Annotated in this window: 25 protein-coding genes; 14 read left to right on the top strand and 11 right to left on the bottom strand. The window is 60.4% G+C overall.

All coding sequences use genetic code 11. The features are described 5' to 3' along the window. Window positions 1–40: 40 nt before the first annotated feature. Both ACZRKZ_RS23885 and ACZRKZ_RS23880 read right to left on the bottom strand, forming a co-directional pair. Entirely contained in the window at window positions 41–838 is a 798-nt protein-coding gene (locus ACZRKZ_RS23885) for a substrate-binding periplasmic protein (protein WP_463982928.1), read from the bottom strand. Window positions 839–937: 99 nt separating this feature from the next. Further along, complete coding sequence (locus ACZRKZ_RS23880) at window positions 938–1,561, bottom strand: TetR/AcrR family transcriptional regulator (RefSeq protein WP_149415265.1); 624 nt, start codon at window positions 1,559–1,561, stop codon at window positions 938–940. A 154-nt stretch (window positions 1,562–1,715) separates the two neighbouring features. Here ACZRKZ_RS23880 and ACZRKZ_RS23875 point away from each other — a divergent pair, with 154 nt between their 5' ends. From ACZRKZ_RS23875 to ppnP, 8 genes are all read left to right on the top strand, one after another. Beyond that, the gene (locus tag ACZRKZ_RS23875) at window positions 1,716–3,500 is read left to right on the top strand and encodes an acyclic terpene utilization AtuA family protein (RefSeq protein WP_463982927.1); all 1,785 of its coding nucleotides are present in this window, start codon (window positions 1,716–1,718) and stop codon (window positions 3,498–3,500) included. Between the two features lie 12 nt (window positions 3,501–3,512). Then, window positions 3,513–4,400, top strand: coding sequence for an SDR family oxidoreductase (locus ACZRKZ_RS23870; RefSeq protein WP_463970234.1), 888 nt, complete (start codon window positions 3,513–3,515; stop codon window positions 4,398–4,400). A gap of 3 nt (window positions 4,401–4,403) precedes the next feature. Continuing rightward, window positions 4,404–6,020 carry a geranyl-CoA carboxylase subunit beta gene (atuC, locus tag ACZRKZ_RS23865; protein ID WP_463982926.1) on the top strand — a complete coding sequence of 539 codons (1,617 nt, stop codon included), beginning with the start codon at window positions 4,404–4,406 and terminating at the stop codon, window positions 6,018–6,020. Between the two features lie 48 nt (window positions 6,021–6,068). Beyond that, complete coding sequence (gene atuD, locus ACZRKZ_RS23860; RefSeq protein WP_463982925.1) at window positions 6,069–7,226, top strand: citronellyl-CoA dehydrogenase; 1,158 nt, start codon at window positions 6,069–6,071, stop codon at window positions 7,224–7,226. Further along, window positions 7,223–8,014 (top strand): enoyl-CoA hydratase/isomerase family protein, encoded by a 792-nt coding sequence (locus ACZRKZ_RS23855; RefSeq protein WP_463982924.1) that lies wholly within the window; start codon window positions 7,223–7,225, stop codon window positions 8,012–8,014. The genes atuD and ACZRKZ_RS23855 overlap by 4 nt, the downstream gene beginning before the upstream one ends. Before the next feature lie 663 nt (window positions 8,015–8,677). Next, window positions 8,678–10,633 carry an acetyl/propionyl/methylcrotonyl-CoA carboxylase subunit alpha gene (locus ACZRKZ_RS23850; RefSeq protein WP_463982923.1) on the top strand — a complete coding sequence of 652 codons (1,956 nt, stop codon included), beginning with the start codon at window positions 8,678–8,680 and terminating at the stop codon, window positions 10,631–10,633. Between the two features lie 71 nt (window positions 10,634–10,704). Then, complete coding sequence (locus tag ACZRKZ_RS23845) at window positions 10,705–11,247, top strand: 3'-5' exonuclease (protein ID WP_149414140.1); 543 nt, start codon at window positions 10,705–10,707, stop codon at window positions 11,245–11,247. A gap of 47 nt (window positions 11,248–11,294) precedes the next feature. Beyond that, window positions 11,295–11,579: a pyrimidine/purine nucleoside phosphorylase gene (ppnP, locus tag ACZRKZ_RS23840; protein WP_463970238.1), complete on the top strand. Its 285-nt coding sequence runs from the start codon at window positions 11,295–11,297 to the stop codon at window positions 11,577–11,579. A gap of 79 nt (window positions 11,580–11,658) precedes the next feature. On the opposite strand, the gene ACZRKZ_RS23835 is transcribed toward ppnP, so the two are convergent. Both ACZRKZ_RS23835 and ACZRKZ_RS23830 read right to left on the bottom strand, forming a co-directional pair. Next, complete coding sequence (locus ACZRKZ_RS23835) at window positions 11,659–12,465, bottom strand: MOSC domain-containing protein (protein ID WP_463982922.1); 807 nt, start codon at window positions 12,463–12,465, stop codon at window positions 11,659–11,661. Between the two features lie 62 nt (window positions 12,466–12,527). Beyond that, window positions 12,528–13,463 (bottom strand): chemotaxis protein CheV, encoded by a 936-nt coding sequence (locus ACZRKZ_RS23830; protein ID WP_463982921.1) that lies wholly within the window; start codon window positions 13,461–13,463, stop codon window positions 12,528–12,530. 553 nt (window positions 13,464–14,016) lie between these two features. Between ACZRKZ_RS23830 and ACZRKZ_RS23825 the strand changes: the two genes are divergently transcribed. The 3 genes from ACZRKZ_RS23825 to ACZRKZ_RS23815 all read left to right on the top strand — a co-directional run bounded on the left by ACZRKZ_RS23825 (window position 14,017) and on the right by ACZRKZ_RS23815 (window position 16,472). Then, complete coding sequence (locus tag ACZRKZ_RS23825; protein ID WP_463982956.1) at window positions 14,017–14,463, top strand: hypothetical protein; 447 nt, start codon at window positions 14,017–14,019, stop codon at window positions 14,461–14,463. 459 nt (window positions 14,464–14,922) lie between these two features. Then, complete coding sequence (locus ACZRKZ_RS23820) at window positions 14,923–15,816, top strand: sensor histidine kinase (RefSeq protein WP_463982955.1); 894 nt, start codon at window positions 14,923–14,925, stop codon at window positions 15,814–15,816. After that, entirely contained in the window at window positions 15,813–16,472 is a 660-nt protein-coding gene (locus ACZRKZ_RS23815) for a response regulator (protein ID WP_463982920.1), read from the top strand. Before ACZRKZ_RS23820 ends, ACZRKZ_RS23815 begins: the two co-directional genes overlap by 4 nt. On the opposite strand, the gene yegS is transcribed toward ACZRKZ_RS23815, so the two are convergent. The 3 genes from yegS to moaB form a co-directional block, all read right to left on the bottom strand. Next, window positions 16,456–17,358: a lipid kinase YegS gene (yegS, locus tag ACZRKZ_RS23810; protein WP_463970242.1), complete on the bottom strand. Its 903-nt coding sequence runs from the start codon at window positions 17,356–17,358 to the stop codon at window positions 16,456–16,458. The two genes, ACZRKZ_RS23815 and yegS, sit on opposite strands and share 17 nt — an antisense overlap. Window positions 17,359–17,446: 88 nt before the next feature. Further along, window positions 17,447–18,673, bottom strand: a complete 1,227-nt coding sequence (locus ACZRKZ_RS23805) for a molybdopterin molybdotransferase MoeA (RefSeq protein ID WP_463982919.1) — start codon at window positions 18,671–18,673, stop codon at window positions 17,447–17,449. Further along, window positions 18,657–19,196, bottom strand: coding sequence for a molybdenum cofactor biosynthesis protein B (gene moaB / locus ACZRKZ_RS23800; protein WP_149414147.1), 540 nt, complete (start codon window positions 19,194–19,196; stop codon window positions 18,657–18,659). Before moaB ends, ACZRKZ_RS23805 begins: the two co-directional genes overlap by 17 nt. A 76-nt stretch (window positions 19,197–19,272) precedes the next feature. Here moaB and mobA point away from each other — a divergent pair, with 76 nt between their 5' ends. Both mobA and ACZRKZ_RS23790 read left to right on the top strand, forming a co-directional pair. After that, entirely contained in the window at window positions 19,273–19,869 is a 597-nt protein-coding gene (mobA, locus tag ACZRKZ_RS23795; RefSeq protein ID WP_463982918.1) for a molybdenum cofactor guanylyltransferase MobA, read from the top strand. A gap of 86 nt (window positions 19,870–19,955) precedes the next feature. Continuing rightward, window positions 19,956–20,177, top strand: a complete 222-nt coding sequence (locus ACZRKZ_RS23790) for a YgdI/YgdR family lipoprotein (RefSeq protein WP_463970245.1) — start codon at window positions 19,956–19,958, stop codon at window positions 20,175–20,177. A gap of 63 nt (window positions 20,178–20,240) precedes the next feature. Here ACZRKZ_RS23790 and ACZRKZ_RS23785 read toward each other — a convergent pair whose 3' ends face one another. The 3 genes from ACZRKZ_RS23785 to ACZRKZ_RS23775 form a co-directional block, all read right to left on the bottom strand. Further along, the gene (locus ACZRKZ_RS23785) at window positions 20,241–21,131 is read right to left on the bottom strand and encodes a pseudouridine synthase (protein ID WP_463982917.1); all 891 of its coding nucleotides are present in this window, start codon (window positions 21,129–21,131) and stop codon (window positions 20,241–20,243) included. A 72-nt stretch (window positions 21,132–21,203) separates the two neighbouring features. After that, window positions 21,204–21,539, bottom strand: a complete 336-nt coding sequence (locus tag ACZRKZ_RS23780) for a transcriptional regulator (RefSeq protein WP_149414149.1) — start codon at window positions 21,537–21,539, stop codon at window positions 21,204–21,206. Between the two features lie 75 nt (window positions 21,540–21,614). Next, window positions 21,615–21,851 carry a glutaredoxin family protein gene (locus tag ACZRKZ_RS23775; RefSeq protein WP_463970247.1) on the bottom strand — a complete coding sequence of 79 codons (237 nt, stop codon included), beginning with the start codon at window positions 21,849–21,851 and terminating at the stop codon, window positions 21,615–21,617. 187 nt (window positions 21,852–22,038) lie between these two features. On the opposite strand from ACZRKZ_RS23775, the gene ACZRKZ_RS23770 reads away from it, so the two are divergent. After that, window positions 22,039–23,769, top strand: a complete 1,731-nt coding sequence (locus ACZRKZ_RS23770; protein ID WP_463982916.1) for a cation:proton antiporter — start codon at window positions 22,039–22,041, stop codon at window positions 23,767–23,769. On the opposite strand, the gene ACZRKZ_RS23765 is transcribed toward ACZRKZ_RS23770, so the two are convergent. Then, window positions 23,756–24,964 carry an ammonium transporter gene (locus ACZRKZ_RS23765; protein ID WP_463982915.1) on the bottom strand — a complete coding sequence of 403 codons (1,209 nt, stop codon included), beginning with the start codon at window positions 24,962–24,964 and terminating at the stop codon, window positions 23,756–23,758. The two genes, ACZRKZ_RS23770 and ACZRKZ_RS23765, sit on opposite strands and share 14 nt — an antisense overlap. Between the last annotated feature and the right edge of the window lie 85 nt (window positions 24,965–25,049).

Here is a 25,049-nt window from a genome sequence, read left to right as displayed (position 1 = left end):
CGTGAACCGGCAGGAAAAATTTAAGCCTATCTTGCGCAGGTCATGGCGTAGCAGGCACGGACAGGACGTCGACCCGGTAAGGTTCGAAGATCTTCAGCAGCTCGCCGCGGTCCCGCAAGCCCTTGAGCAACTCGGAAAACTCCGCGCCATTGATAGGCGCCTTGGGCCGCAACAACGCATAGTGGTGATACACCTGATCAATCCGCTCGGACACCAAGAACTGCCCAGCCATATCAGCATTGCGCACTAAAAAATCGCTGAGGTAGGAACGGGTCACCAAGGCGATGTCGGCGCGGCCACGGGTGACCATCAGCAGGTTGCTGTCGTGGGAATAGGTCAGCGTGGCGTTGAACTTCTCGGCCATGTATTTGGGGTCAGCGTTGAAGTTGGCAAAGGCGTAGTGATAACCGCTGAACACCGCAAGGCGCTTGTCGTTCAAGTCGGTGAAGTACGACTGGTCACGACCGGGTTCACGCTGGGCGACGAATATTTCCGCGTCTTCCAGGCCCATGTCGACAGTGGTGTGGGCGATGTTCTGCCAGCCCCATTGCGGGTTCTCGAAGATCGCCATGTCGATCCGGCCTTGCTGCAAGTCACGAAAACGCCGGGGAATCGAAGTGGGTACCAGCACAAACTGATATTCGGTTTGCGCACGGTTCAAGGTTTCCACCAGTTGCGGCAGCAAGCCGGTGTCAGCGCCCTGCTCCGGGCGCACCGTATAGGGCGGAAAATGTGCGGCACCGACCCTCACCAGTTGCGAGGCCGAAGCGGGCATCAACCACAGTGTGCCAAGCGCCAATAGTGTAAGTCCCGCAGCCAGCCGCAATGGCGAAAACATCAAGGCACGCACCGTTCAAAACTCTGATCCCGCTAAGCTAGGCGTTTTTTTCTGGAGAGACAACTTTGGGCTCAACAATTAGCAGCTTGCGTAACTTGTCTAGTCAGCCTTGAGCACCAACAGCAGCGCTTCGTCTGCCAGTTGCTCCAGGGTCATGCTGCCCTGGGCACGGAACCACGTGTTGGTCCAGGACAAGGCACCCGTGAGAAAACGCCGGGTGATAAACACATCGCCCTTGATATAGCCAGCCTGCTTGGCCTCGCCCAGCACCTGCAACCAGATGTCTTCGTAGACATCGCGCAACGCCAGCACCTGGGCCTGCCCTTCGGCTGACAGCGAACGCCACTCGTACACCAGCACCGCCATCGCCTCGCCACTGCCGCCCATGATCGACTGCAGTTCGCAGCGAATCAGCGCCAGCACTCGCTCGCGAACATCGCGAGCCTCAGCCAGGGACGCGCGCATCATGGCCGTGTTGTAGTGGATGGTTTCTTCCATTACCGCACGCAGGATTTCATCCTTGCTCTTGAAGTGATGAAAGATGCTGCCGGACTGAATACCCACCGCGCTGGCCAGGTCACGCACCGTGGTGCGCTCAAAACCCTTGTTGCGAAACAGGTGAGCCGCCGTTTGCAGCAACTTGCCCCTGGCACTGTCGGGATCGGTCAATTGCCCGCCGTCGACCATGGTGCGCATTACCCTCAGGGCTTTTTGCTCATCCATGCTGCTCTCCTCAACTACTTTATGGCGTCATGGCCGGCAATTTAGGCCGTGACAGCCACCCAAGCAAGCGCTTGGGCGAAAGTTGTGAGCAGAGTTTACAAACCAAGCGCTTGCTTGGTAGTCTCAGCCCAGCGATTTCAGAGAAGGACTTCTCATGAACAAGACCGTTCGTATCGGCTGCGCCAGTGCCTTCTGGGGCGACACCTGCACCGCTGCCGCGCAACTGGTGCACGGCGGCGCGCTGGACTATCTGGTGTTCGACTACCTGGCGGAAGTCACCCTGTCGATCCTCGCCGGGGCACGGATGAAAGATCCCCAGGCCGGCTACGCCACGGACTTTGTTGAAGTCCTTACACCCTTGTTGGCGGATATCCAACGCCAGGGCATCAGCGTGATCAGCAACGCCGGTGGGATCAATCCCCAGGCTTGCGCCGCCGCGTTGCAGGCCGCCTGCGATCAGGCGCAGATCCCGTTGAAGATCGCCGTGCTGCTGGGCGATGACCTGCAACCCACCTTCAAACACCTGCGCGGCATCAGCGACATGTTCAGCGGCGCGTCATTGCCGGCGATGTGCGTCTCCACCAATGCCTACCTCGGCGCACCAGGCATCGTCGAGGCGTTAAAGCTGGGCGCCGATATTGTCATCACCGGCCGCGTGGTCGATAGCGCCGTGGTCAGCGCGGCGCTGGTGCATGAGTTCAACTGGTCATGGCAGGATTACGATCACCTGGCCCAGGCCGCGTTGGCCGGGCATATCATCGAATGCGGTGCCCAGTGCACCGGCGGTAATTTCACCGATTGGCGTGATGTGCCGGATTACGAGCACATCGGCTTCCCCATCGTCGAAGTCAGCGCCGATGGCCAGTTCACCGTCAATAAAGTCCAAGGCTCGGGTGGGCTGATCAGCGAGCTTAGCGTCAGCGAACAATTGCTCTACGAGATCGGCGACCCACGCGCCTATCTGTTGCCCGACGTGATCTGCGATTTCAGCCAGGTCAAACTTCAACAGCAAGGCAAAAACTGCGTGCGACTGCACGGCGCCAAAGGCCTGCCGCCCACCGACCAGTACAAGGTCAGCGCCACCTACCCCGACGGTTTTCGCTGCACCGCCAGTTGCCTGATCGCCGGCATCGATGCGGTGGCCAAGGCCGAACGGGTCAGCCAGGCGATCATCAACAAGACCTCGCAGTTGTTCAGCCAGCGCGGTTGGGCTCCTTATACCGACCTCAGTATCGAACTGCTGGGCAGCGAAGCCACCTACGGCGCCCACGGCCAACGCCAGGACTGCCGGGAAGTGGTGGTGAAGCTGGCGGTCCGTCACCCAAGCAAACAAGCCCTGGTGCTGTTCGCCCGGGAGATCGCCCAAGCAGCCACCGGCATGGCGCCGGGATTGACCGGCATCGTCGGCGGCCGGCCAACGGTGTATCCGTTAATTCGGCTGTTCTCGTTCTTGATCGACAAATCCGCCTGTACGCTTTCGATCGACTTTCTCGGCGAACGTCACTCTTGCGACCTCCCGAAAAGCGAACCGCTTAACACCCGAGCCCTGCCCGTCCCTCTCGACCCACCCAAACCCCAGGGCTGCGCCGACGCCAGCGTGCCTTTGGTAAAACTGGCCGTGGCCCGTTCCGGTGACAAGGGCAACCACAGCAACATCGGCGTGATCGCCCGCCAGCCCGAATACCTGCCCTGGATCGCCGAGGCGCTGACACCGGAGGTCATCGTCGACTGGATGAGCCACGTACTCGATCCGATTCACGGCCGCGTGGAGCGCTGGTATTTACCCGGCAGCCACAGCCTCAACTTCCTCCTGGAAAACGCCCTGGGCGGCGGCGGGATTGCCAGCCTGCGCATCGACCCCCAAGGCAAGGCCTTCGCCCAGCAACTGCTGGAGATACCCATTGCGGTGCCGCAACACATCGCTGATCAACTTAACTAGAGGACGCACGCCGTGGCCTTCGACTCGATCTTCAAAGCCGATCTGTTCCAAGGGCAGACCATTATCGTCACCGGCGGCGGCAGCGGTATTGGCCGTTGCACCGCCCATGAGCTGGCGGCCCTCGGCGCCCATGTGATCCTCGTGGGTCGCAAGCCCGAGAAGCTGCAAAAGGTCGCGGCGGAAATTACCGAAGACGGCGGCCGCGCCAGTTGGCAGGCCTGCGATATTCGCGATGAGGAAGCCGTCAAAGCCTTGGTCAGCCAACTGATCCAGGAGCACGGCGCGATCCACGGCCTGGTGAATAACGCCGGCGGCCAATACCCCTCGCCCCTAGCATCGATCAATCAGAAAGGCTTTGAAACCGTGTTGCGCACCAACCTCGTCGGCGGGTTCCTGATGGCGCGGGAAGTGTTCAACCAATCCATGAGCAAGCCTTCCCTGGGAACAAAAGGCGGCGCCATCGTCAACATGCTCGCCGACATGTGGGGCGGTATGCCGGGCATGGGCCACTCCGGCGCGGCGCGTTCAGGCATGGACAATTTCACCAAGACCGCCGCCTTCGAATGGGGTTATGCCGGGGTGCGTGTCAACGCCGTGGCACCCGGCTGGATTGCCTCAAGCGGCATGGACACTTACGAAGGCGCGTTCAAGGCCGTGATCCCGACCTTGCGCGAACACGTGCCCCTCAAGCGCATCGGCACCGAGTCGGAAGTCAGTGCGGCGATAGTGTTTCTGCTCAGCCCCGCTGCCGCCTTCATCAGCGGCAGCACCTTGCGCATCGACGGCGCCGCCAGCCTGGGCAGCCGTGCCTGGCCGCTGCACAAGGCGCACCCTTCAAGCGCATCCTTTAACGGATTTCACCGGGCGTATCTGCCAGATGTGCTCAAGGAGGAGAAATAAGCCATGCCGGTGATCGACTCGCAGCTCGACGTCCACAGCCCGCCGTTCGCCCAGAACCGCGAAGCCATGCTCACGACCCTCCACCACCTGCGCCAACTGGAGCAAAACCTGCTGAGCAAGGCCCTGGAGGCCAAGCCAAAATTCGACAAGCGCGGGCAACTGCTGCCTCGTGAGCGCCTTAATCTGTTGCTCGATCCGGGTGCGCCATTTCTCGAACTGGCTAGCCTTGCCGGCTACAAACTGCACGATGACAAGGACGGCAGCCAGGCCGGCGGCGGGCTGATTGCCGGGATTGGTTTTGTCTCGGGCGTACGCATGCTGGTGGTGGCCAACAACAGCGCGATCAAGGGCGGAACCATTTCCCCCAGCGGCCTGAAAAAATCTCTGCGCCTGCAGCAGATCGCCATGGAGAACAAGTTGCCGATAGTGACCCTCGCGGAAAGCGGCGGCGCCAACCTCAATTACGCGGCAGAGATCTTCGTCGAGGGCGCCCGCAGTTTCGCCAACCAGGCGCGGATGTCGGCCATGGGCCTGCCGCAAATCACCGTGGTTCACGGCTCGGCTACGGCAGGTGGCGCTTATCAGCCGGGGCTTTCGGATTACGTAGTGGTAGTGCGCGGCAAGGCCAAGCTGTTTCTCGCCGGCCCACCGTTGCTCAAGGCGGCTACCGGCGAGGTGGCCACCGATGAAGAGTTGGGCGGCGCCCAGATGCACGCACAAATCGCCGGCACCGCCGAATACCTGGCCGAAAACGACGCCGACGGTGTGCGCATCGTTCGGGAGATTGTCAGCCTGTTGCCCTGGGATGATCGGCTGCCCGTCACGCCGGCGCGGCCCTATGCCGAGCCGTTGCATCCGGTGGAGGAGCTGTTGGGCCTGATTCCCGACGATCCGAAAAAACCCTACGACGTTCGCGAAATCATTGCGCGGGTGGCGGACGCTTCCAACTTCCTCGAATTCAAGGGTGAGTTCGATCCCCACACGGTGTGCGGCCACTTGCAGATCCAGGGCCGCGCCTGCGGCTTTATCGGCAACAACGGCCCGATCACCCCCAGGGGCGCGAGCAAGGCGGCGCAGTTTATCCAGCTGTGTGACCAGAGCCAGACGCCGCTGCTGTTCTTCCACAACACCACCGGTTTTATGGTCGGCACTGAATCGGAGCAGCAAGGCGTGATCAAGCACGGCGCGAAGATGATCCAGGCGGTAGCCAATGCTCAAGTCCCGAAACTGACCATCGTCGTCGGCGGCTCCTATGGTGCCGGCAACTACGCGATGTGCGGCCGTGGCCTGGACCCGCGCTTTATCTTCTCCTGGCCCAACAGCCGCACCGCGGTGATGGGCGGAGCCCAGGCAGGCAAGGTGCTGCGCATCGTCACCGAGGCCAAACAACTCAAGGACGGCCTGGTGCCCGACCCCAAGGTGCTCGACATGCTCGAACAGGTCACCGCACAGAAACTCGACAGCCAGTCCACGGCGCTTTATGGCAGTGCCAATCTGTGGGACGACGGGCTGATTGATCCACGGGATACCCGCACCTTGCTTGGGCTTCTGTTGGATATTTGCCATGAAGCCCAGGTGCGGCAGTTGCAGCCCAACAGCTTTGGTGTGGCGCGGTTTTAATCATTATTTCGCGTGGCGCTTTGCGTCACGACAGGGAGCACAATAAAAATGATCTTCACCCCGGAACACGAAGAACTGCGTCGCACCGTCCATGGCTTTGTCGAGCGCGAGATCAACCCTCACGTCGATGAGTGGGAAAAGGCCGGACGCTTCCCGATCCACGAGATTTTCCGCAAGGCCGGCGACCTCGGCCTATTGGGTATTTCCAAACCGGAAAAATTCGGCGGCATGGGCCTGGACTACAGCTACTCGATTGTCGCCGCCGAAGCGTTCGGCACCATTCGCTGCGGCGGTATCCCTATGTCCATCGGCGTGCAGACTGACATGTGCACCCCAGCCCTGGCCCGCTTCGGCTCCGATGAGTTACGCGACGAGTTCCTGCGCCCGGCCATCAGCGGCGAACAAGTGGGCTGTATCGGCGTTTCGGAAACCGGCGCTGGTTCCGACGTCGCAGGGCTGAAAACTCATGCCCGCAAGGACGGCGACGACTACGTGATCAACGGCAGCAAGATGTGGATCACTAACTCGCCGAGCGCTGATTTTATCTGCCTGTTGGCCAACACCTCCGACGACAAGCCGCACATCAACAAGTCGCTGATCATGGTGCCCATGAACACTACGGGCGTCAGTGTCAGCCCGGACCTGGAAAAGCTCGGCATGCACAGTTCGCAAACCGCCCAGGTGTTTTTCGATGACGTGCGCGTGCCCCAGCGCAACCGCATCGGCCATGAAGGCGCGGGCTTCATGATGCAGATGCTGCAGTTCCAGGAAGAAAGGCTGTTCGGCGCCGCCAATATGATCAAGGGCCTGGAGTACTGCATCGACAGCACCATCGAGTACTGCAAGGAGCGCAAGACCTTCGGCAAGGCGCTGATCGACAACCAGGTGATCCACTTTCGCCTGGCGGAGCTTGCCACCGAAATCGAATGCCTGCGGGCGCTGGTCTACCAGGCCACAGAGCAATACATCAAAGGCCAGGACGTGACGCGCCTGGCCTCCATGGCCAAGCTCAAGGCCGGGCGCCTGGGCCGGGAAGTCAGCGACAGCTGCCTGCAATATTGGGGCGGCATGGGCTTTATGTGGGACAACCCCGTGGCCCGTGCCTATCGCGATGTGCGGCTGGTGTCGATCGGCGGCGGCGCCGATGAAATCATGCTGGGGATCATCTGCAAGCTGATGGGTACGCTGCCGGGGAAAAAACCATGATCAGCCTGCCCGCTTGCGAAACGCTGTTGCTGGAACCTCACAACGGCGTGCTGCACGTTACCCTTAATCGCCCGCAAAGCCGCAATGCCATGAGCTTGCAGATGGTCGACGAACTGCGCGCAGTATTGGCAGCCGTGGCCAGTGACAGCCAGGTGCGGGCGCTGGTCATCAGTGGCGCTGATGGGCATTTCTCGGCAGGTGGTGACGTGAAGGACATGATCGGCGCAGGCTCGCGGAGTGCTTTGCGGGATCTGAACCGTGCATTCGGTACGCTGTTGCAGGAAGTCGAAGGGTTGCCACAGGTGGTGATCGTAGTGTTGCAAGGCGCGGTGCTGGGGGGTGGGTTTGGTTTGGCCTGTGTCAGTGACATCGCCATTGCCGATCACCAGGCGCAGTTCGGCTTGCCGGAAACCAGCCTCGGCCTGCTGCCCGCGCAGATTGCGCCGTTTGTGGTCAAGCGCATTGGGTTGACTCAGGCACGGCGCTTGGCTTTGACGGCTGCGCGGTTTGATGGAGTTGAGGCTGAGCGACTGGGGTTGGTGCATTTTGTTGAGCACGATGCCCAAGCGTTGGCTGAGCGGCTGGACGAGGTGTTGGGGCAGGTATTGCGATGTGCGCCTGGGGCCAATGCGCGGACCAAGGCTCTGCTGCTAGCCAGTTTGGAGCAGCCGGTGGAGACGTTGCTGGACCAGGCGGCGGAGTGGTTTGCCGAGGCGGTGACGAGCGAGGAAGGGATTGAGGGGACTCAGGCCTTTGTACAAAAGTGCAAGCCTCGGTGGAGTAGATGAAGACTTTTGAAGGTGTACATATCCGTTGCTGCGACAACAGCGGTTTAGGGTTACGCCCTTACGGCGTGTCACTTTGCAAAAGCGGCATCCTTGCCGGTTTACCCACTGCGCAACACCTGCGTTCGGCCTCTGGTTTTATGGGCAGGCAGATCAAGAGCCAGTGCCAATTCGCTTTTCTGTAGGAGCGAGGGGGACGCCTAGTTCTTGCTCGCGAAGAACCTGAGGGCACCGCGTTCATCCAGGAAGCCAGCGTCATCGTTAACGACCATCGTCGGAACGTCGCCCGGAGCAAGCTCGCTCCTACAGGTGGCATGGGGTCCGCTCTTGCTTTTCACCACTCAGGTCGGCTACCAGGCCGCCGTGCTTTTGATCTTGATCTAAGGCGCCCCGTTAACCACGATGGCTGAACGCAGGCATTGATCCGTGGGTAAACCGGCAGGACGCCGGTTTAGCCGCGCTGGGCCAAGGATGGCCCATCGCGGCGGCCCACGGAGCAATGCCGGAGTGAAGGCATGCCGAGCCACAGCGAGGCACCAAGTGGTGGGGCAAGAGCCTTTTGGTTACTTTTGGGCTCTTTTCAAAAGTAACACGCCGTAAGGGCGTAACCCTAAGCCGCCGTTACCGCAACAACGGATATGTACTCAATAAACCAGGGGGCCCCTCATGCCAAAATTCACCAAAATCCTCATCGCCAACCGCGGCGAAATCGCCTGCCGCATCCAGCGCACCGCCCAATCCCTGGGCTACCGCACCGTCGCGATCTACAGCGACGCCGACGCCAACGCCCTGCACGTCCAGATGGCCGACGAAGCCGTCAATATCGGCCCGCCCCCGGTGCAACACTCCTACCTGAACATCCCCGCCATCCTCGACGCTGCGCGCCGCACAGGCGCCGACGCAATCCACCCCGGCTACGGCTTCCTCTCGGAAAACCCCGAGTTCGCCAGCGCCTGCCTGAATGCCGGCCTGATCTTCATCGGCCCCAGCGCCGAAGCCATCGAACTGATGGGCAGCAAGCGCCTGTCGAAAATCGCCATGCTGGCCGCCGGTGTACCGTGCATCACCGGTTACCAAGGGGCCGAGCAGGATGACCTCACACTGCAACGCGAGGCAGATCGCATCGGCTACCCGTTGATGATCAAGGCCAGCGCCGGCGGTGGCGGACGCGGCATGCGCCTGGTGCACAGCGCCGACCACTTGTTGGAGCAACTGCGCACCGCACGTTCCGAAGCCCTGAATGCCTTTGGCAGCGCCGAGCTGATTCTGGAACAGGCGTTGATCGAGCCGCGCCATGTCGAGGTCCAGTTGTTCGGCGATACCTCGGGCAACCTGATCTATCTGGGCGAGCGTGATTGTTCGATCCAGCGCCGTCACCAGAAAGTCATCGAAGAAGCGCCCTGCCCGGTCATGACCGTCAATTTGCGCCAGGCCATGGGCGAAGCGGCGCTCAAGGCCGGACGCGCGGTGAATTATGTCGGCGCCGGCACCGTCGAGTTCCTGCTGGACAAAAGCGGGCAGTTTTACTTCCTGGAAATGAACACCCGCCTGCAAGTGGAGCACCCGGTGACCGAACTGATCACCGGCGTGGACCTGGTGGATTGGCAATTAAAAATCGCCGCCGGCCAGCCCATGCCCTTGCGCCAGGACCAAGTCACTCTGACCGGCCATGCCATGGAAGTGCGCCTGTATGCCGAAGACCCGGCCCAGGACTTTCTACCGCAGACCGGCGACGTGCTGCGCTGGGAACCTGCAGCCGGTGTGCGGATTGATCATGGTTTGTGTGAGGGCCAGCAGATCAGCCCTTTCTACGACCCAATGCTGGGCAAGATCATTGCCCACGGCGCCACCCGCGAAGAAGCGCGGCGCAAGCTGCTGCGAGCGGTGGAAGATTGCGTACTGCTAGGGGTTACCAGCAATCAGCGGCTGCTGGCCAACCTGCTCAAGCATCCACAGTTTGTAGCCGGCGACTTCAGCACCGGTTTTATCCCCGAACATTTCAGCCATGACCCCAGCCTGACACCGCCCACGGCAACCGGTGAAGAACTGGGCCTGGCTGCCGCGCTGTTTTATCAGCACAGCGCCAGCGCCCATCGCAACGAGCTATCGAGCTGGCGCAACAACGCCAGCGTGCCCTGGACCTACCGCCTCGCCGTGCAGGATGAAGTCCGGCCGGTTAGCCTCAGCGTACTGGCGGACAATTTGCTGCAGGTAGAAGTCGATCAGCAGGCCATTGAAGTACGCGACCTGAGCAGCGACGGACGCTGGGCCACTGTGTCGCTCAATGGCATCCGCCGGCGCATCGCCTACCATCTGGACGGCACGCAACTGTGGTTGTCTGGCGCAGCTGGCAGCCTGTGTGTAACCAACCGCACCCAAACCGTTGCCAACCGTGAAGCCCCGGCAAGCAGCGGCACGGTGAAGGCGCCGATGGATGGAGCCATCGTCGAGGTGCAGGTACACGAAGGTGATTCGGTGAGCAAAGGCCAACTGTTGCTGGTGCTCGAAGCAATGAAAATGGAACACCCGCTCAAGGCCGGCATCGACGGTGTGATCAAGCGAATTCAAGTATCGGCCGGCGATCAGGTGCGCAATCGCCAGGTTTTACTGGAGATCGAGTAACCGCTGGGCGGAACTACCAGGCTTGGCTACGCTCTATCCCCATCAGGACGGGAAGAGTACGGGAACCTGCGATGCCTCATTGGCTGATTATTGATCTTGAAGCCACAACGGATGAAGGCGGCTGGCCCGTGACGGAGATGGAAATCATCGAAATCGGCGTGAGCCTGGTCAACCGCCAGGGCCGCGAACTGGATCACTTCCAGCGTTTCGTGCGGCCACAGCGTCGGCCTTTATTGACGCCGTTTTGCCGCAAGCTGACCCACATCAGCCAGGCTAATATCGACGGCGCCGCGCCCTTGAGCGAGGTCTGGCCGCTGTTCGAACGCTGGCTGGGCCAGCATCAGGCGCGCCTGGAAGGTTGGGCCAGCTGGGGCGACTATGATCGCCAGCAACTGCAACTGGCCTGGCAACAGCAGGGCCTGAGCAGTGCCCTGGAGCACACGCCCCATGTGAACCTCAAGCAGCACTTCGCCAAGGCCCGGCGCCTGGACAAGCCGTTGGGGCTCAACGGCGCGTTGCAACTGGCGGGCATGCAGTTCAATGGCCAGCAACACCGGGCACTGGAAGATGCGCGCAATACGGCGCGCCTGCTGCCGTTGATTTTGCCCGTGTAGAAGGCATACTGGCCGACCTTTCTTGACCCTTTTTCGAGGATTCGCCCATGTTTAAAGTCAACGAGTACTTCGACGGAACCGTCAAGTCGATCGCTTTCGGCACCGCCGAAGGTCCGGCAACCATAGGCGTCATGGCCCCGGGCGAATACGAATTCGGCACCGCCCAGCGGGAAATCATGCACGTGGTGTCGGGCGCGCTGAGCGTCAAGCTGCCGGACAGCAGCAACTGGGAAACTTTCGCCGCCGGCAGCCAGTTCCATGTCCCGGCCAACAGCAAGTTCCAGCTTAAAGTCGAAGTGGACACCGCTTACCTGTGTGAATACCGCGGTTAATACGCGGTTAAAACACAAAGCCAACGTTCAAAAAAATGCCCGTCTCGTGAGAGACGGGCATTTTTCATTCCGGCGCCTGTTACTCCAGAATCGTCACCGGCATGCCGACTTCCAGGCGACCAGCGCCGTCGTTGACCAGGTTCTGGCCGAACATGATGTCGCCCGCCTGCTCGCGGTAAGTCTTGAGCGTGGCCAAAGGTTCGCGGTCGGCGCTGCGCTCACCGGTCTGAGGGTCGATGGTGGTAAGGATGCAGCGCGAGCAGGACTTGACCACGCGAAACTCCACATCGCCAATACGCACCCGCTTCCAGCCGTCTTCGGCGAAGGGCTCGCTGCCTTCAATCACCAGGTTGGGGCGAAAACGCAGCATCTCCATCGGCCGGCCGATCCGTTGCGACAAGTCGTCCAGGGATGCCTGGCCGATCAGCAACAGCGGGAAGCCATCGGCGAACGCCACCTGGTCATCATCCTTGCCATAGCCGGCTGCCGTGGTCCGCGCACGTTCCAGCGGTACCTGAACCAGGCGCGTGGGTTTGCCGATAAAGTCACTGACCCACGCGGCCGCCTCGGCGCCAGCATCCGGCACGCGCAGCGTGTCGCGCCAGATAGTGACGCCGCGCAGTTGCGCGTCAGCGCCAGGCAGCGCTACTTCCAGGGTCGGGAAACCCGCCGCGCTCAAGGTCAGCCCGCCCTGCCCGTTCCACAAGGCCGATAACTGGCTCATCTGCGCGACGGCCCTCTGGGTCAGGAAGCGCCCGCTGGCTTCATCCACCAGCATCCAGCGTCGATCCCCTTCCAGCCCGAGTTTATCCAGGCTGATATGGGGCAAGGTTTCACCCTTGCCGGACTTTAATGGGTACCGATACAACGCGCTGAGACGCAGCATGAGCCTACTTTCCTGATGGGCAAAAACGTCACCCTATACGAGGGTGGCCCGGGAATCAAAGGTCAGGCTGGCACTTCATCGAGCATCAGGCGCTGGCGAACCACATCCACCAGTTTGTCCGGCTGGAATTTGGAGAGGAAGTTGTCGCAGCCGACCTTCTTCACCATTGAATCGTTGAAGCTGCCGGACAAAGAGGTGTGCAACACCACATACAGGCTACGCAGGCGCGGGTCGTTGCGAATCTCGGTGGTCAGGCGGTAGCCGTCCATCTCAGGCATTTCGGCGTCGGTGAAGATCATCAGCAGCTTGTCGGTCATCACCTGGCCGCTGTCCGCCCAGCCCTTGAGCATTTTCAGGGCCTTGAGGCCGTCGCTGGCGATGTGCATCTTCACTCCCAACTGCCCCAAGGTGTCACGCAGTTGCGACAGGGCCACATTGGAGTCGTCCACCAGCAGCACTTCGCGGCCGCGGGCCCGCTCCAGAACCGGGTCCTCCAGCTTCTCCCGGGAGACCTTGGCGTTGTAAGGCACGATCTCCGCCAGGACTTTTTCGACGTCGATGATTTCCACCAACTGGTCATCGACCTTGCTGATAGCGGTCAGGTAATGCTCGCGCCCGGCGCTGGCCGGTGGCGGCAGGATGGCTTCCCAGTTCATGTTGACGATGCGGTCCACGCCGCCCACCAGGAACGCCTGTACCGAACGGTTGTACTCGGTGACGATGATGGTGCTGTTGGGACCCGGCACCAGGGGGCGCATGCCGATGGCTTGGGACAGGTCAATCACCGGCAGGGTCTGGCCGCGCAGGTTGACGACGCCGCAGACAAAGGGATGGCGCTGGGGCATCAAGGTCAGCTTGGGCAACTGGAGCACTTCCTGCACCTTGAACACGTTGATCGCGAACAGCTGCCGCCCGGCCAGGCGAAACATAAGGATCTCCAGGCGATTCTCACCCACCAATTGCGTGCGTTGATCTACCGTGTCGAGAATGCCGGCCATTAAAGACTCCTGGGTTGCGCTGAAGGATTTTCTGCTTACTGAAAGAGGTTATCGGCGGTAAACGCCGGACCTTGACCCCCGATAAAATGCCACGCAAACGCATTGATGTCACACTGACATCATGTTTTACTGATCCGGCCTTTCCTCTGGGCAGTCAAACAGCGTCGCGCGACCCTGAAATCGCCGCGAAGTTCTGTCGTGTAAGGGATTCCCCTAGCTGCAATCAGGTCCAACCTGATATTCGCGATATCCAATAGCCATTAATGTGACGCCATTCTCATTGCATGAATGGAGTCAGGCTTTTGTTTGCTATCGCAAGCCCACGTCTCGCGGACCTGCCAGGCACTTATGTCTTGGCAACCGAAGTTGAGCGAATGATCTTGAATATCGCCACAAACAGGGACACTGGCCGCCACGGCCATCATTTAGATAAACGCACTACGGCAAAACTAGAAGCAAACTACAGATTTTGGTCATATTTCAGCGGTAGCTTGACGCCATTCCCTCTGTACGATTTCTCATCGTCTGACCGTATGTTGTGGAGACTTGCATGATGAACGACGGTAAAGAGTGGCGAGATGCACTTCCCGACTTCCTTCTTGAGGCTGAAATGCTGCTGGCCAAGTCTGAAGAATGCTTGAGCCACCTGCATTTGATCCGTAACGACAACGACGCCATCGACTGTATGAAAAACAGCCTGATCAAGCTCGCCGAGAAGGCCGACGCCATGACGCTAGGGGCTATCAGCGATTTTTCCCGTCATATCCAGGATCTGATCAGTAACGCCGAGAGCCCAATGCAACTGCATGACAAAGCACTTTCGGCACTGCACGACTGCCTGACACTGATGGCCTGGCAACTGGAATTGGTTGATGCCAAGACCGGCAAGCTCAGCCTGGATGAAAGCGAACAAACCACGCTGATTGCGACGGCGACCCAACAGATCCCGCAAAAAGACTTTGGCTATCAATCCCGACAGGATCTGCCGCACGCATCCTGAGTGCTCTTCGCCTTTAATTCGCGCCTGCCAACGGATGTCGCATCCAACTACCGTCCGGTCCAAAACCGACAAGGACAACTAGCACGCGGGCGCGTGCTCATTGATATACATCAATAGGCCCGCAACGCTAATAGCGATACAAAACAGCTTGAATAAGACAATTTCTTCCCTCTGGGACTAAATAGGACTAACACTCAGTTTTCCCCTGGATTCGCGGCCGTCGTCGATAACCGCTCCAGGCGACCAACGGTAATTGTTAGTGGTACTATGCCGCACTCGAAGTGGCTGAACTTCATGATGCACAAGAATCTGAAAAGCCCCTCGAACCAATGCCAAGGCCAACACCCTGTCGACCCGGTATTGAATCGGGATCATGACCCGGTAGCGCTTTCCAAACAGAGCCCAGTCAGCCGCCTTGACCGGTCTCCCCGCAGCGAACATCCATTGGCTCCATCCGCTATGTACGCCAGCCTCAAGTCACTCATCGCAAGGTCCGTGTCCCGAAGCAATGCACGCTGGATGACACTCAGCCTTTGTGCTTGCGCGACGCTGGTCAGCCTGTGGGTCTATGCCCACTCCGAGCCGTTGCCGATAGCGCTGTTGATACTCAACCTGGCGACCCTGGTCGCCGCCGGCCTGCAACGCTGGCGCTCGCGCAAGTCGATCAAGCTCCTGCCCCAGGAACTGGCCGACCGCCTGCTGCAAGTCCAGAAAAGCGAACGCCATCGTTTGAGCCGAGAACTGCATGACGATATCGGCCAACTGCTGACCGCCGCCAAGCTGCAAAGCGAATGGCTCAAGCGCCGTCTGCCGCAAGAGTTGCAAGGCCAATGCGCGGTGCTGTGCAACACATTGAATGAAACCCTGACCAAGGTGCGGGACGTCTCCGCCATCCTCAACCCCCGGCAACTGGCCAGTCTTGGCCTGGAGGCCAGCCTGCGGGCGCACCTGCTCAAGACCCTGGAAAACACCAAGGTGAGCTGGAGCCTGGAATGCCAGCAGCGGCTGACCGGCATTCCGGAAGAGATGGCCGTCGCGGCCTTTCGTATTACCCAAGAGGCGGTCACCAACATGCTGCGCCACGCCCAGGCATGTAATCTGCTGGTGCGCCTGCAACGCCTGCCCCAAGGCCTTTCGCTGTTTATCAGCGATGACGGCCTGGGGTTTTCGCCCGCCATCAACCCTGGTCAGGAAGGACAACGGGGCATGGCCGGCATGTCTGAGCGGATTGATCAACTGGGAGGCACATTGTCCGTCAATAGCCAGCCAGGCAAAGGAACCCGGATCGAAGCGCTTTTCCCCTGGGCGCCACGCGCCCTCGAACGGGCCAGCCCCCATAAGGTTCTAGAGTGACCTGCAACTTACTCCTGGTGGATGACCACGCGTTGATCAGGGCCGGCGTGCGCGCGCTGGTGCTGGATATTCCCGGCTACGCGGTGATCGGCGAGGCCAATGATGGTGCGCAGGTGCTGGAGCAATTCGACGCCCTGCAGCCCGATATCGTCCTGCTGGACCTGTCGATGAAGCACACCAGCGGGCTGGATGCCCTGCTGCAACTCAAGCGCGCCTATCCCAAGAGCAAAGTGCTGATCCTGTCGATGCACACCGATCCGGAGTTGATCATGTGCGCCCTGGAGGCAGGCGCCCACGGCTACCTGCTCAAGGACACCACCGCCAATGAGCTTGAGCATGCGCTGCTGGCCCTGCGCAACAACGAGCGCTACCTGAGCCCTGCCATCGCCCATACGGTGATCAACCAGGCGCTGATCCGCAACCATGCCCAGGCCGCTACCCTGCCTCACCGCCACAATCTGACCGCGCGCCAGCTGGAAATCCTGCGGCTGATCGTGCGCGGCAAGTCCACCCGAGAGATCGCCAATGGCCTGGGCTTGAGCATTAAGACCGTGGAGGCTCACCGCTCGCAAATCATGAAGCGCTTGCAGATTTTCGATGTAGCGGGCCTGGTGCTATTTGCCGTGCGTGAACAGATCATCAGTCTGGACGACTAGACACCAACGGCGAGTCCTTCGGCAAGTGCACCCGCAATGCCCGTGGCAATGCCGCGAAACGCAGGTCGTCGCCCTTGAGCGGTTCGCCATCCAGGTTGATATCCAACCCTTCGGCGACCTTGATTTCCACCCACGGCAGGCGCGCGCGGACAAATAGGTTGTCCAGGCCCCAGCCGTCGGTCATCAAATTGCGCAGGGTACCGACGACCTCCTGGGGTGCCGGCAGGATACTGATATCCAGCAAACCATCATCGACCATGGCTTGCGGGCACAACACATGCCCACCGCCGGCCTGACGACCGTTGCCGATACCCAGGGCCAGTAATTCACCCCGCCAATGGAAATCCGGGCCCTGTAACTCGCCATAGGCCGCGTGCAATTCGCTGAACCGCGACAAGCCGGTAAACAGGTAGGCCGCACCGCCCAGTACCTTTTTCAGGTCTTCGGAGGTATTGGCGGTGACCTGGCTGCCAAAACCGCCGGTGGCCATGTTCAGGAAAATCTGCCCGCCGACCTCGCCCAGGTCGATGGCAACGGCCGGGACATCCAGCAGGTTCAGGGCCTGATCGGGCTCCAGCGGTACACCGGCGGCACGGGCGAAATCATTGGCGGTGCCCAGGGGCATCAGCACCAGGCTGGCGTCGGTCTTGGCCTGGGCCATGGCTTGGGCGACATCACGCAATGTGCCATCGCCGCCGCCGGCGATCAGCCGGGTGTAGCCGGCGTCCAGCGCTTCGCCGACCAGGCGCTGGGCATCGCCGCCCTCCCAGGTCACGCGCACGGCCAGGTCCCAGCCTTGTTCGCGCTTACCTTGCACCGCCGCCCGCACCTGCTCGTTGAGGGCTTGTTTGCCGTGCAGAACCAACAGTGCCTTGGGCTTGCTCATGGGTTGAGGCTCCTACAGTTCAAAGGGTCATGAGGGATGTGGACCTTGAACAACGGGAAAAAAGTCATTGGCCTGATGAATTAATTCATCAGACCAACAGCTCGCTCAAAGGGATGAAGTTGACTCGATCGCCCTCTGCCAGCGTCGTACCTTCCAACACCTCTACCAACCCCTCGGCCCAGGCGGCACTGCGCAGCACACCGGAACTCTGATTCTGGTAGATGATCGCTCGCCCGTGCTCCAGGCGCCCGCGCAAGTACTCGCGACGATTACCTGGCTTGGGCCAGACAAACCCCACTGGCACGTCGAAACGCAGTGGCTGTACATCTTCTACACCCTGGCGACGCAACAGATAGGGCCGAGCCAGCAAGGCGAAGGTCACCAGCGTGGAAGCCGGGTTACCCGGCAAACCGATCACCGGCACGCCGCGAAAATGACCAAACGTCAGCGGCTTGCCAGGTTTGATCGCCAACTTCCAGAGGGCCAACTCGCCCTCTTCGCGCAAGGCGATGCCGAGGAAATCCGCTTCACCCACCGAAACCCCGCCCGTGGACAGGATCAGGTCGACCGACCCCAGCCCCCCCAGCCGAGTGCGGGTCTGTTCCAGGTCATCGGGCAAGATACCAGCGTCCACCACCTCGCACCCGAGGCGCTCCAGCCAGCTACACAGCACCCGACGGTTGCTGTTGTAAATCTGCCCCGGCCCCAGCGGCAGGCCGGGCTCAATCAATTCGTCGCCGGTGGAAAGCACAGCGACGCGAGCGCGACGTACCACATCCAGCCGAGCACAACCCAGGGAAGCCGCCAGCCCCAATTCAATCGGCCCCATGCGTGTGCCAGCGGACAAGACCTGTTCGCCAACGGTGGTTTCCTGGCCTTGGGGGCGGATGTTCTGCCCGGCGCGCAAGGCTTCGGTAAAGCTCACCCGCTGATCGACGTGGACCTCGGCGTTTTCCTGCATCTCGACGCAGTCCGCACCTTCAGGCACCGGGGCACCCGTGAAGATCCGCGCACAGGTGCCTGCCGCCAGCGGTTCCGGCACCTGGCCGGCGAAAACACGCTGGCTCACCACCAGAGGCTCGCCGCTCCAATCCGACAGGCGCAGGGCGTAGCCGTCCATGGCGCTGTTGGGCCACGGCGGCAGGTCAAGGGTGGAAATCAGCGCCTGGGCCAGGACGCGCCCGTCGCACTCGGCCAGCGGCAAACTTTCCCGCTCGCGGATAGGTGTGGCCTCGGCCATGGTCAACAGGCGCCCGAGGGCATCTTCTACCGGCATCAAGGCACCCGTCTTGCCTGGCTTATCCACGAGATTCACAAGGCTCGGCCTGTTTCAGGTGCGGGACGAAATTGCACGGCCCGTGACGAGAATCCAACTGCTCGGCGAGAATCCCATCCCAACCAGTGCGTACGGCGTTGGTGGAACCCGGTAGGCAGCACACCAAAGTGCCATTGGCCAGGCCAGCCAGGGCGCGCGATTGCACGGTGGAGGTGCCAATATCGGCCACGGATATTTGCCGGAACAGCTCGCCGAAACCATCCACTTGCTTGTCCAGCAGGCAACTGACGGCTTCCGGTGTGCTGTCACGGCCGGTGAAGCCAGTGCCGCCAGTGATCAGTACCACTTGCACCACGTCCTCGGCTATCCAATGGGCCACTTGCGCACGGATTTTGTACAAGTCATCTTTGAGCAGTACCCGCTCGGCCAGACGATGGCCAGCCGCAATCAGGCGGTCGACGAAGACTTGGCCAGAGGTATCGGTTTGCAGGGTGCGGGTGTCGCTGACAGTCAAAACAGCGATATTCAGGGGTACGAAAGGCGCATCAGCCTTGGCTTTCATGGCTCGGTCCGGTTGTCGAAGGAACAGCCCGATGTTATATCACAGCCCCCTATTTCACTGCCGCAGCGGAGCCGTCATGCCATTCAATTCTTCGCCCTTGCCTTGCTCGATCCTGCTGCTGGCCGGCGGGCGCGGCCAGCGCATGGGCGGCCTGGACAAGGGCTTGCTCGACTGGCGCGGGGAGCCGTTGATTGCCCACCTGCATCGACTAGTGCGCCCGCTGACCGATGACCTGATCATCTCCTGCAACCGCAATCAGCCGCAGTACGCGCCCTACGCAGACCAGTTGGTAAGCGACGACAGCCCGGACTTCCCTGGCCCGTTGGCCGGTATTCGCGTCGGACTGGCCGCCGCTCGCCATGAGCACTTGCTGGTATTGCCCTGCGATGTGCCGCAAATTGACGCGGGACTGTTGAGCGACATGCGTGAGAAGGCGCAGCAAAATCCCCAGGTTCCGCTGATGCTGCGCCACGGTGATTACTGGGAACCCTTGCTCTGCGTCATACCGACACGCCTGCGCGCAGACATCGAAAACGCCTGGCAGGCCGGTGAGCGCAGCCCGCGGCAGATCCTGCTGCAACTGGGAGCCCAGGCTCTGATTTGTCCGGAAAATGATCCGCGCCTGGCCAACTTCAATACACCGCAGTTGCTGCACACCCCACCCGGCGTGTAAGAATGAGCCTTGAACAAGGAACTTTGCGTACGTTCTATACGTCACAAGGTCAGTACTCAAAAAAGCATTCTCTCGGAGACAGACTCATGACTCAACGGACCATCGCCGCTCTCATGCTTGCACTAGGCCTCGCTACCCTTGCCGGTTGCGCCTCGCCAACAGTGATCACCCTGAATGACGGGCGCGAAATCCAGGCTGTCGATACCCCTGAATTCGATCAGGACTCGGGGTTCTACGAGTTCCAGCAGCTTGATGGCAAGCGCACCCGGATCAACAAGGACCAGGTTCGCACCGTTAAAGACCTGTAAGTCTTAACGCTCGAAACGACAAAGCCCGCTTAATGCGGGCTTTGTCATGTCTGGCGCCTGGAGTTACCACGCAAGGGTAATTTCACTGTTGAAGCGGCGCTCCACCCCGCTCACCGGATCAATAAACCGCACCCCTTGGGCCAATAGTTTAAGCGGGTTGGCGTAGTCATCCTCGGCGTCCTTGATAACCTGGGGGTAAAACGGATCGTTGCAGATACTGGCCCCCAGCGCCGTCATATGGACCCGCAACTGATGCTTCTTGCCGGTCACCGGAAACAGCCCATAGCGCCACAGGTCACCGTGTTTTTCCCGCACCTCGACTGCTGTTTCGGTGTTGCTCACGCCGGGACCTTCCTGCATGCGGAAGAACGGTTCGCCGTCCACTAGCCGGCTCTTGTGTACCAGCGGGAATGTCACCCCAGGCAAAGCTGGCGCAATGGCTTCGTAGAATTTTTCGATCTGGCGGGTGGGAAACAACTGTTGATACGCCGAGCGGCTTTGCGGGTTGGCGGAAAACAGCACCAATCCGGCCGTGTGGCGATCAATGCGGTGCAGCGGCACCAGCGAAGGGTTGTCCAGACGGCGAATCAGGCGCCGCAACAGCGTTTGCTCGACATACTCACCAGCGGGCGTGACGGGCAGGAAGTGCGGCTTGTCAGCCACAACCAAATGCTCGTCGGCATACAGGATCGTCTCCTGCACCGGGATCGGTTTTTCGTCCGGCACTTCGCGAAAGTAGTGGATGCGCAGGCCTTCCTTGTACGAAAGATCCAGGGGAATCGGCGTGCCGCTGCCATCAAGCACCCGGCCACGAGCGATGCGATCCAGCCATTGCTCACGGCTGATGGCTCGAAAATGATCGCACAAGCAATCCAGAACCGTCGCCCAAGGGCCAGGAGGCAGGTACAAGGTGCTGGCTTGGTGCTGGGAAGCGGAAAAACCGGAATCGGACATGCGTGCGCTCAAGGCCTGAAAATACAGACGGGCATTATCCTGCATTCAACCAGATCAGGCCCAGGAAAGATCTCAAGCCTTGGCCAATTGCGCTCGCAATACCGGAGACGTACTGGCGGCCTCGGTAAACTCCTTGAGCCAGCGCAATACATCCACCGCCTCCCAGCGGCCCGGATCGTAAAGCGCATACAGCAAGCCCTGGTACCCGACCACATCCAACTGTTTGTGATAACCGGCCCGCTGGAAAAGTGCCTCTATTTCCGCAAAGCAGGTATTGAAATGCACTTTGTTAAACGGCGTCTTGCCTTCCGTGACCAGCCCATCGAGGCGCAGCTCATTCACCGCATCGCGCACAACCTCTGCGGACATGCGATTGACGCTGCTTTTCAGTTGTTCGACATTCACCACGGGCTTTCCCTCTCACTCAATCACTGTACAAGCATACAGTAACCGAAAAATCGGGAACTCGCCATTGGATTAGTGCTAGAACAGAAAGGCCACAACCTGTTCGGTATCGAACGGCCAACCCAGTTCGGCCCCCGTATCCACCCGGCGCAGCACCGGAATACGCAGGCTGTAGGCTTCGAACAGGGCTTCGGAATCGGCGATATCCACCAGTTCCACCAGCAGCCCATGCTCGACCAACGGCATGACTTCGGCTTCGGCAACTTCACAGAGATGGCAACCCAGGGTGCCGAATAACTGGCATTCAGGAGGCATGACGAACGGACCTGACAAGGAATAGGCGTCCATTCTAGACCGCAGGAAAAACATCGTCGATGTCGACCGGACTTATTGCGGCCGCATCCAAAAAACCCTGATCCAGATCACCATGGCTTATAACTGATTCAGCGACTCTCGCGGCTTTTTTTCCAGCGATAGCCCTGGTCCCTCGACGGAGATGTTTGTGTTTGCCAACCTGCTGATCATTCTTGCCTCATCCCTGGTAGTCATTGCACTGTTTCGCCGGCTGCAACTGCCGCCCGTGCTCGGTTACCTCTGCGTGGGCCTGGCCGTAGGGCCTACCGCCCTGGACTGGGTGAATGACAGCGAAGACCTGCCGGACCTGGCCGAATTGGGCGTGGTGTTTCTGCTGTTCTCCCTGGGCCTGGAGTTTTCCCTGTCGAAAATGCTCGCCCTGCGCCGGGTGGTGTTTGGTCTGGGCAGCTTGCAAGTGCTGTGCTGCGGGCTGCTGCTGGGAGGCTTGCTGACGCTGTGGGGACTGTCGCCCACCGCCGCTCTGTTGCTCGGCGCCGGATTGGCCTTATCGTCGACCGCCATCGTCAGTAAGGAGCTGACCAGCCTCGGCGAAATTTTCAGCAGTCATGGTCAGAATGCCATTGGTGTCTTGTTGTTCCAGGACATCGTGGCGGTGCTGTTGCTGACCCTGGTGCCGGTGTTCGCCGGCAACAGTGAGCAAGCCTGGTATTGGGCGTTGCCTGTGACCCTGGGCAAGACTCTGGTGCTGTTCCTTGGCCTGCTGCTCGCCAGCCGCTGGTTGCTGCCCCGACTCTTCCATGAAGTGGCCGCCTCTCATTCCGCGGAACTGTTCGTGCTGCTGGCGTTGGTGATTGTGCTGCTCACGGCATGGCTGACGCACTTGCTGGGCCTGTCCCCTGCCCTCGGCGCTTTTCTCGCTGGCATGCTCTTGGGTGAAAGCCACTATCGGCACCAGATCGAAGCCGACATCCGGCCGTTTCGCGACATTCTGCTGGGGCTGTTTTTTGTCAGCATCGGTATGCTGATCGACCTGCAGCTATTCGTCAGTCACAGCCTGCTGATTCTCGGCCTGACACTGGCATTGATGCTGATCAAGGGTGGTGTCGTCGCGCTACTGGTCAAGCTGCGTGGCAGCGACAGCGAAACCGCCTGGCGCAGTGGCCTGGCCCTGGCCCAGGGCGGTGAGTTCTGCTTCGCCCTGATGGCGCAAATGCAGCTGAGCCGGCTGCTGCCCGACGAGATCAGCGGCTTGCTGTTGGCGGCAACATTCTGCTCGATGCTGCTGACGCCGCTGCTGCTTCGGGCTGCTCCCGCCATCGCCCTGCGCCTGCACCACAAGCCTAACCAGCAAGTCCAGCTGGAAGAAATCACGGCCCTCAATGCCGAGCTGCAAGGGCATGTGTTGATCTGCGGCTATGGCCGGGTCGGGCGGTCCATCGGGCGTTTTTTACGCCACGAACAACTGGCTTTCATTGCACTGGATGATGACCCGGCCCGAGTTCAGGAAGCCGCTACAGAGGACGCCAGCGTGCATTATGGCGATTGTCGCCGAGGCGCCTTGCTCAGCGCCGTCGGGCTTGAACGGACGCGGTTGGTGGTTATTGCAGTGGACAATACCGACGTCGCATTGACCGTGCTCAAGGAGGCGCGTCGAATCAACCATAAGGTGCCAATCCTGGTGCGTACCCGCGACGACAGCCAGTTATCCGAGCTGAAAGCCGCCGGGGCCAGCGAAGTGGTGCCCGAACTGCTGGAGTCCAGCCTGATGCTCGCGTCTCACGCGTTGATCATGCTGGGGTTGCCGGACCAACAGGTGCAGGCCCGTGTCGACGAAGTGCGGCATAACCGCTACCGCTTGCTCCACGGCTTTTATCAGGGCGCGGACACTAATCGGGAGGCGCCGATCAATCCTGACTGACGGCGCCAATCTTGTGGATCGACAAGTCCGCGCCGTAATACTCCTCCTCCTGACTCAAGCGCAAACCGCAGATGCGCTTGATCACCCCGTACACCAGGAACCCGCCTGCCAGAGCCACGACCACGCCCAACGCGGTGCCTATCAACTGACTGATCAGGCTCACCCCGCCCAGCCCACCCAAGGCGCTCTGACCAAAAATGCCGCAGGCAATCCCGCCCCACACCCCGCACAACCCATGGAGCGGCCAGACACCCAGCACATCATCAATTTTCCAGCGGCCCTGGGCGGCGATGAAGCACCAGACGAACAGGCCCCCCGCCACCACGCCAGTCACCAGCGCGCCCACCGGGTGCATCAAGTCCGACCCGGCGCAAATCGCCACCAGCCCGGCCAACGGACCATTGTGCAAAAAGCCTGGGTCATTGCGGCCTATCACCAGCGCCGCCACGGTGCCTCCGACCATTGCCATCAGCGAATTGACCGCCACCAGTCCGCTGACCCCGGACAGGGTTTGCGCGCTCATGACGTTAAAGCCAAACCAACCGACAATCAGAATCCACGAACCCAACGCCAGGAACGGAATGCTCGACGGCGCAAACGCCACCAGCCGCCCGTCCCGATAACGGCCCTGACGCGGTCCCAGCAACAGCACCGCCGCCAGCGCCAGCCAACCGCCCATGGCATGGACCACCACGGAGCCGGCAAAATCATGGAAGCTGGCACCGAAGCTGGCCAGCAACCAGGCTTGCAGACCGTAGTTGCCATTCCAGACCATGCCCTCGAAAAACGGGTAAATAAACGCCACGATCAACGCCGTAGCGCACAACTGCGGTGCAAAACGTGCACGTTCGGCAATGCCACCGGAAATGATCGCTGGAATGGCAGCGGCGAAGGTCAGCAGGAAAAAGAACTTCACCAGGCCATAACCATGGTCAGCACTGATCACCGCCGCTGGTTGCATGAAGGTGACGCCATAGGAAATCCAATAGCCTATAAAGAAATAGGCCAGGGTCGAGATGGCGAAGTCACTGAGGATTTTCGACAGTGCATTGACCTGGTTCTTCTGGCGCACCGTCCCGACTTCGAGAAAGGCGAAGCCGGCGTGCATGGCCAACACCATGACCGCACCGATCAGGATAAACAGGGTATTGGAGCTGTGGACCAGAGTGTCCACCGCACTTTGCAAATTTTCCATGGAGGTTGGCAGGCCTGCAGTTTAGGAAAAAGCACCAAAGCAGTTCATTGCCTTAACTTCGCGCACTAAATTGGCACCGCCGGCA

This window comes from Pseudomonas sp. c313, from assembly GCF_055407145.1.
The sequence above is the reverse complement of the archived record's forward strand: the minus strand, read 5'-3'. Positions and strand labels throughout refer to the sequence as shown.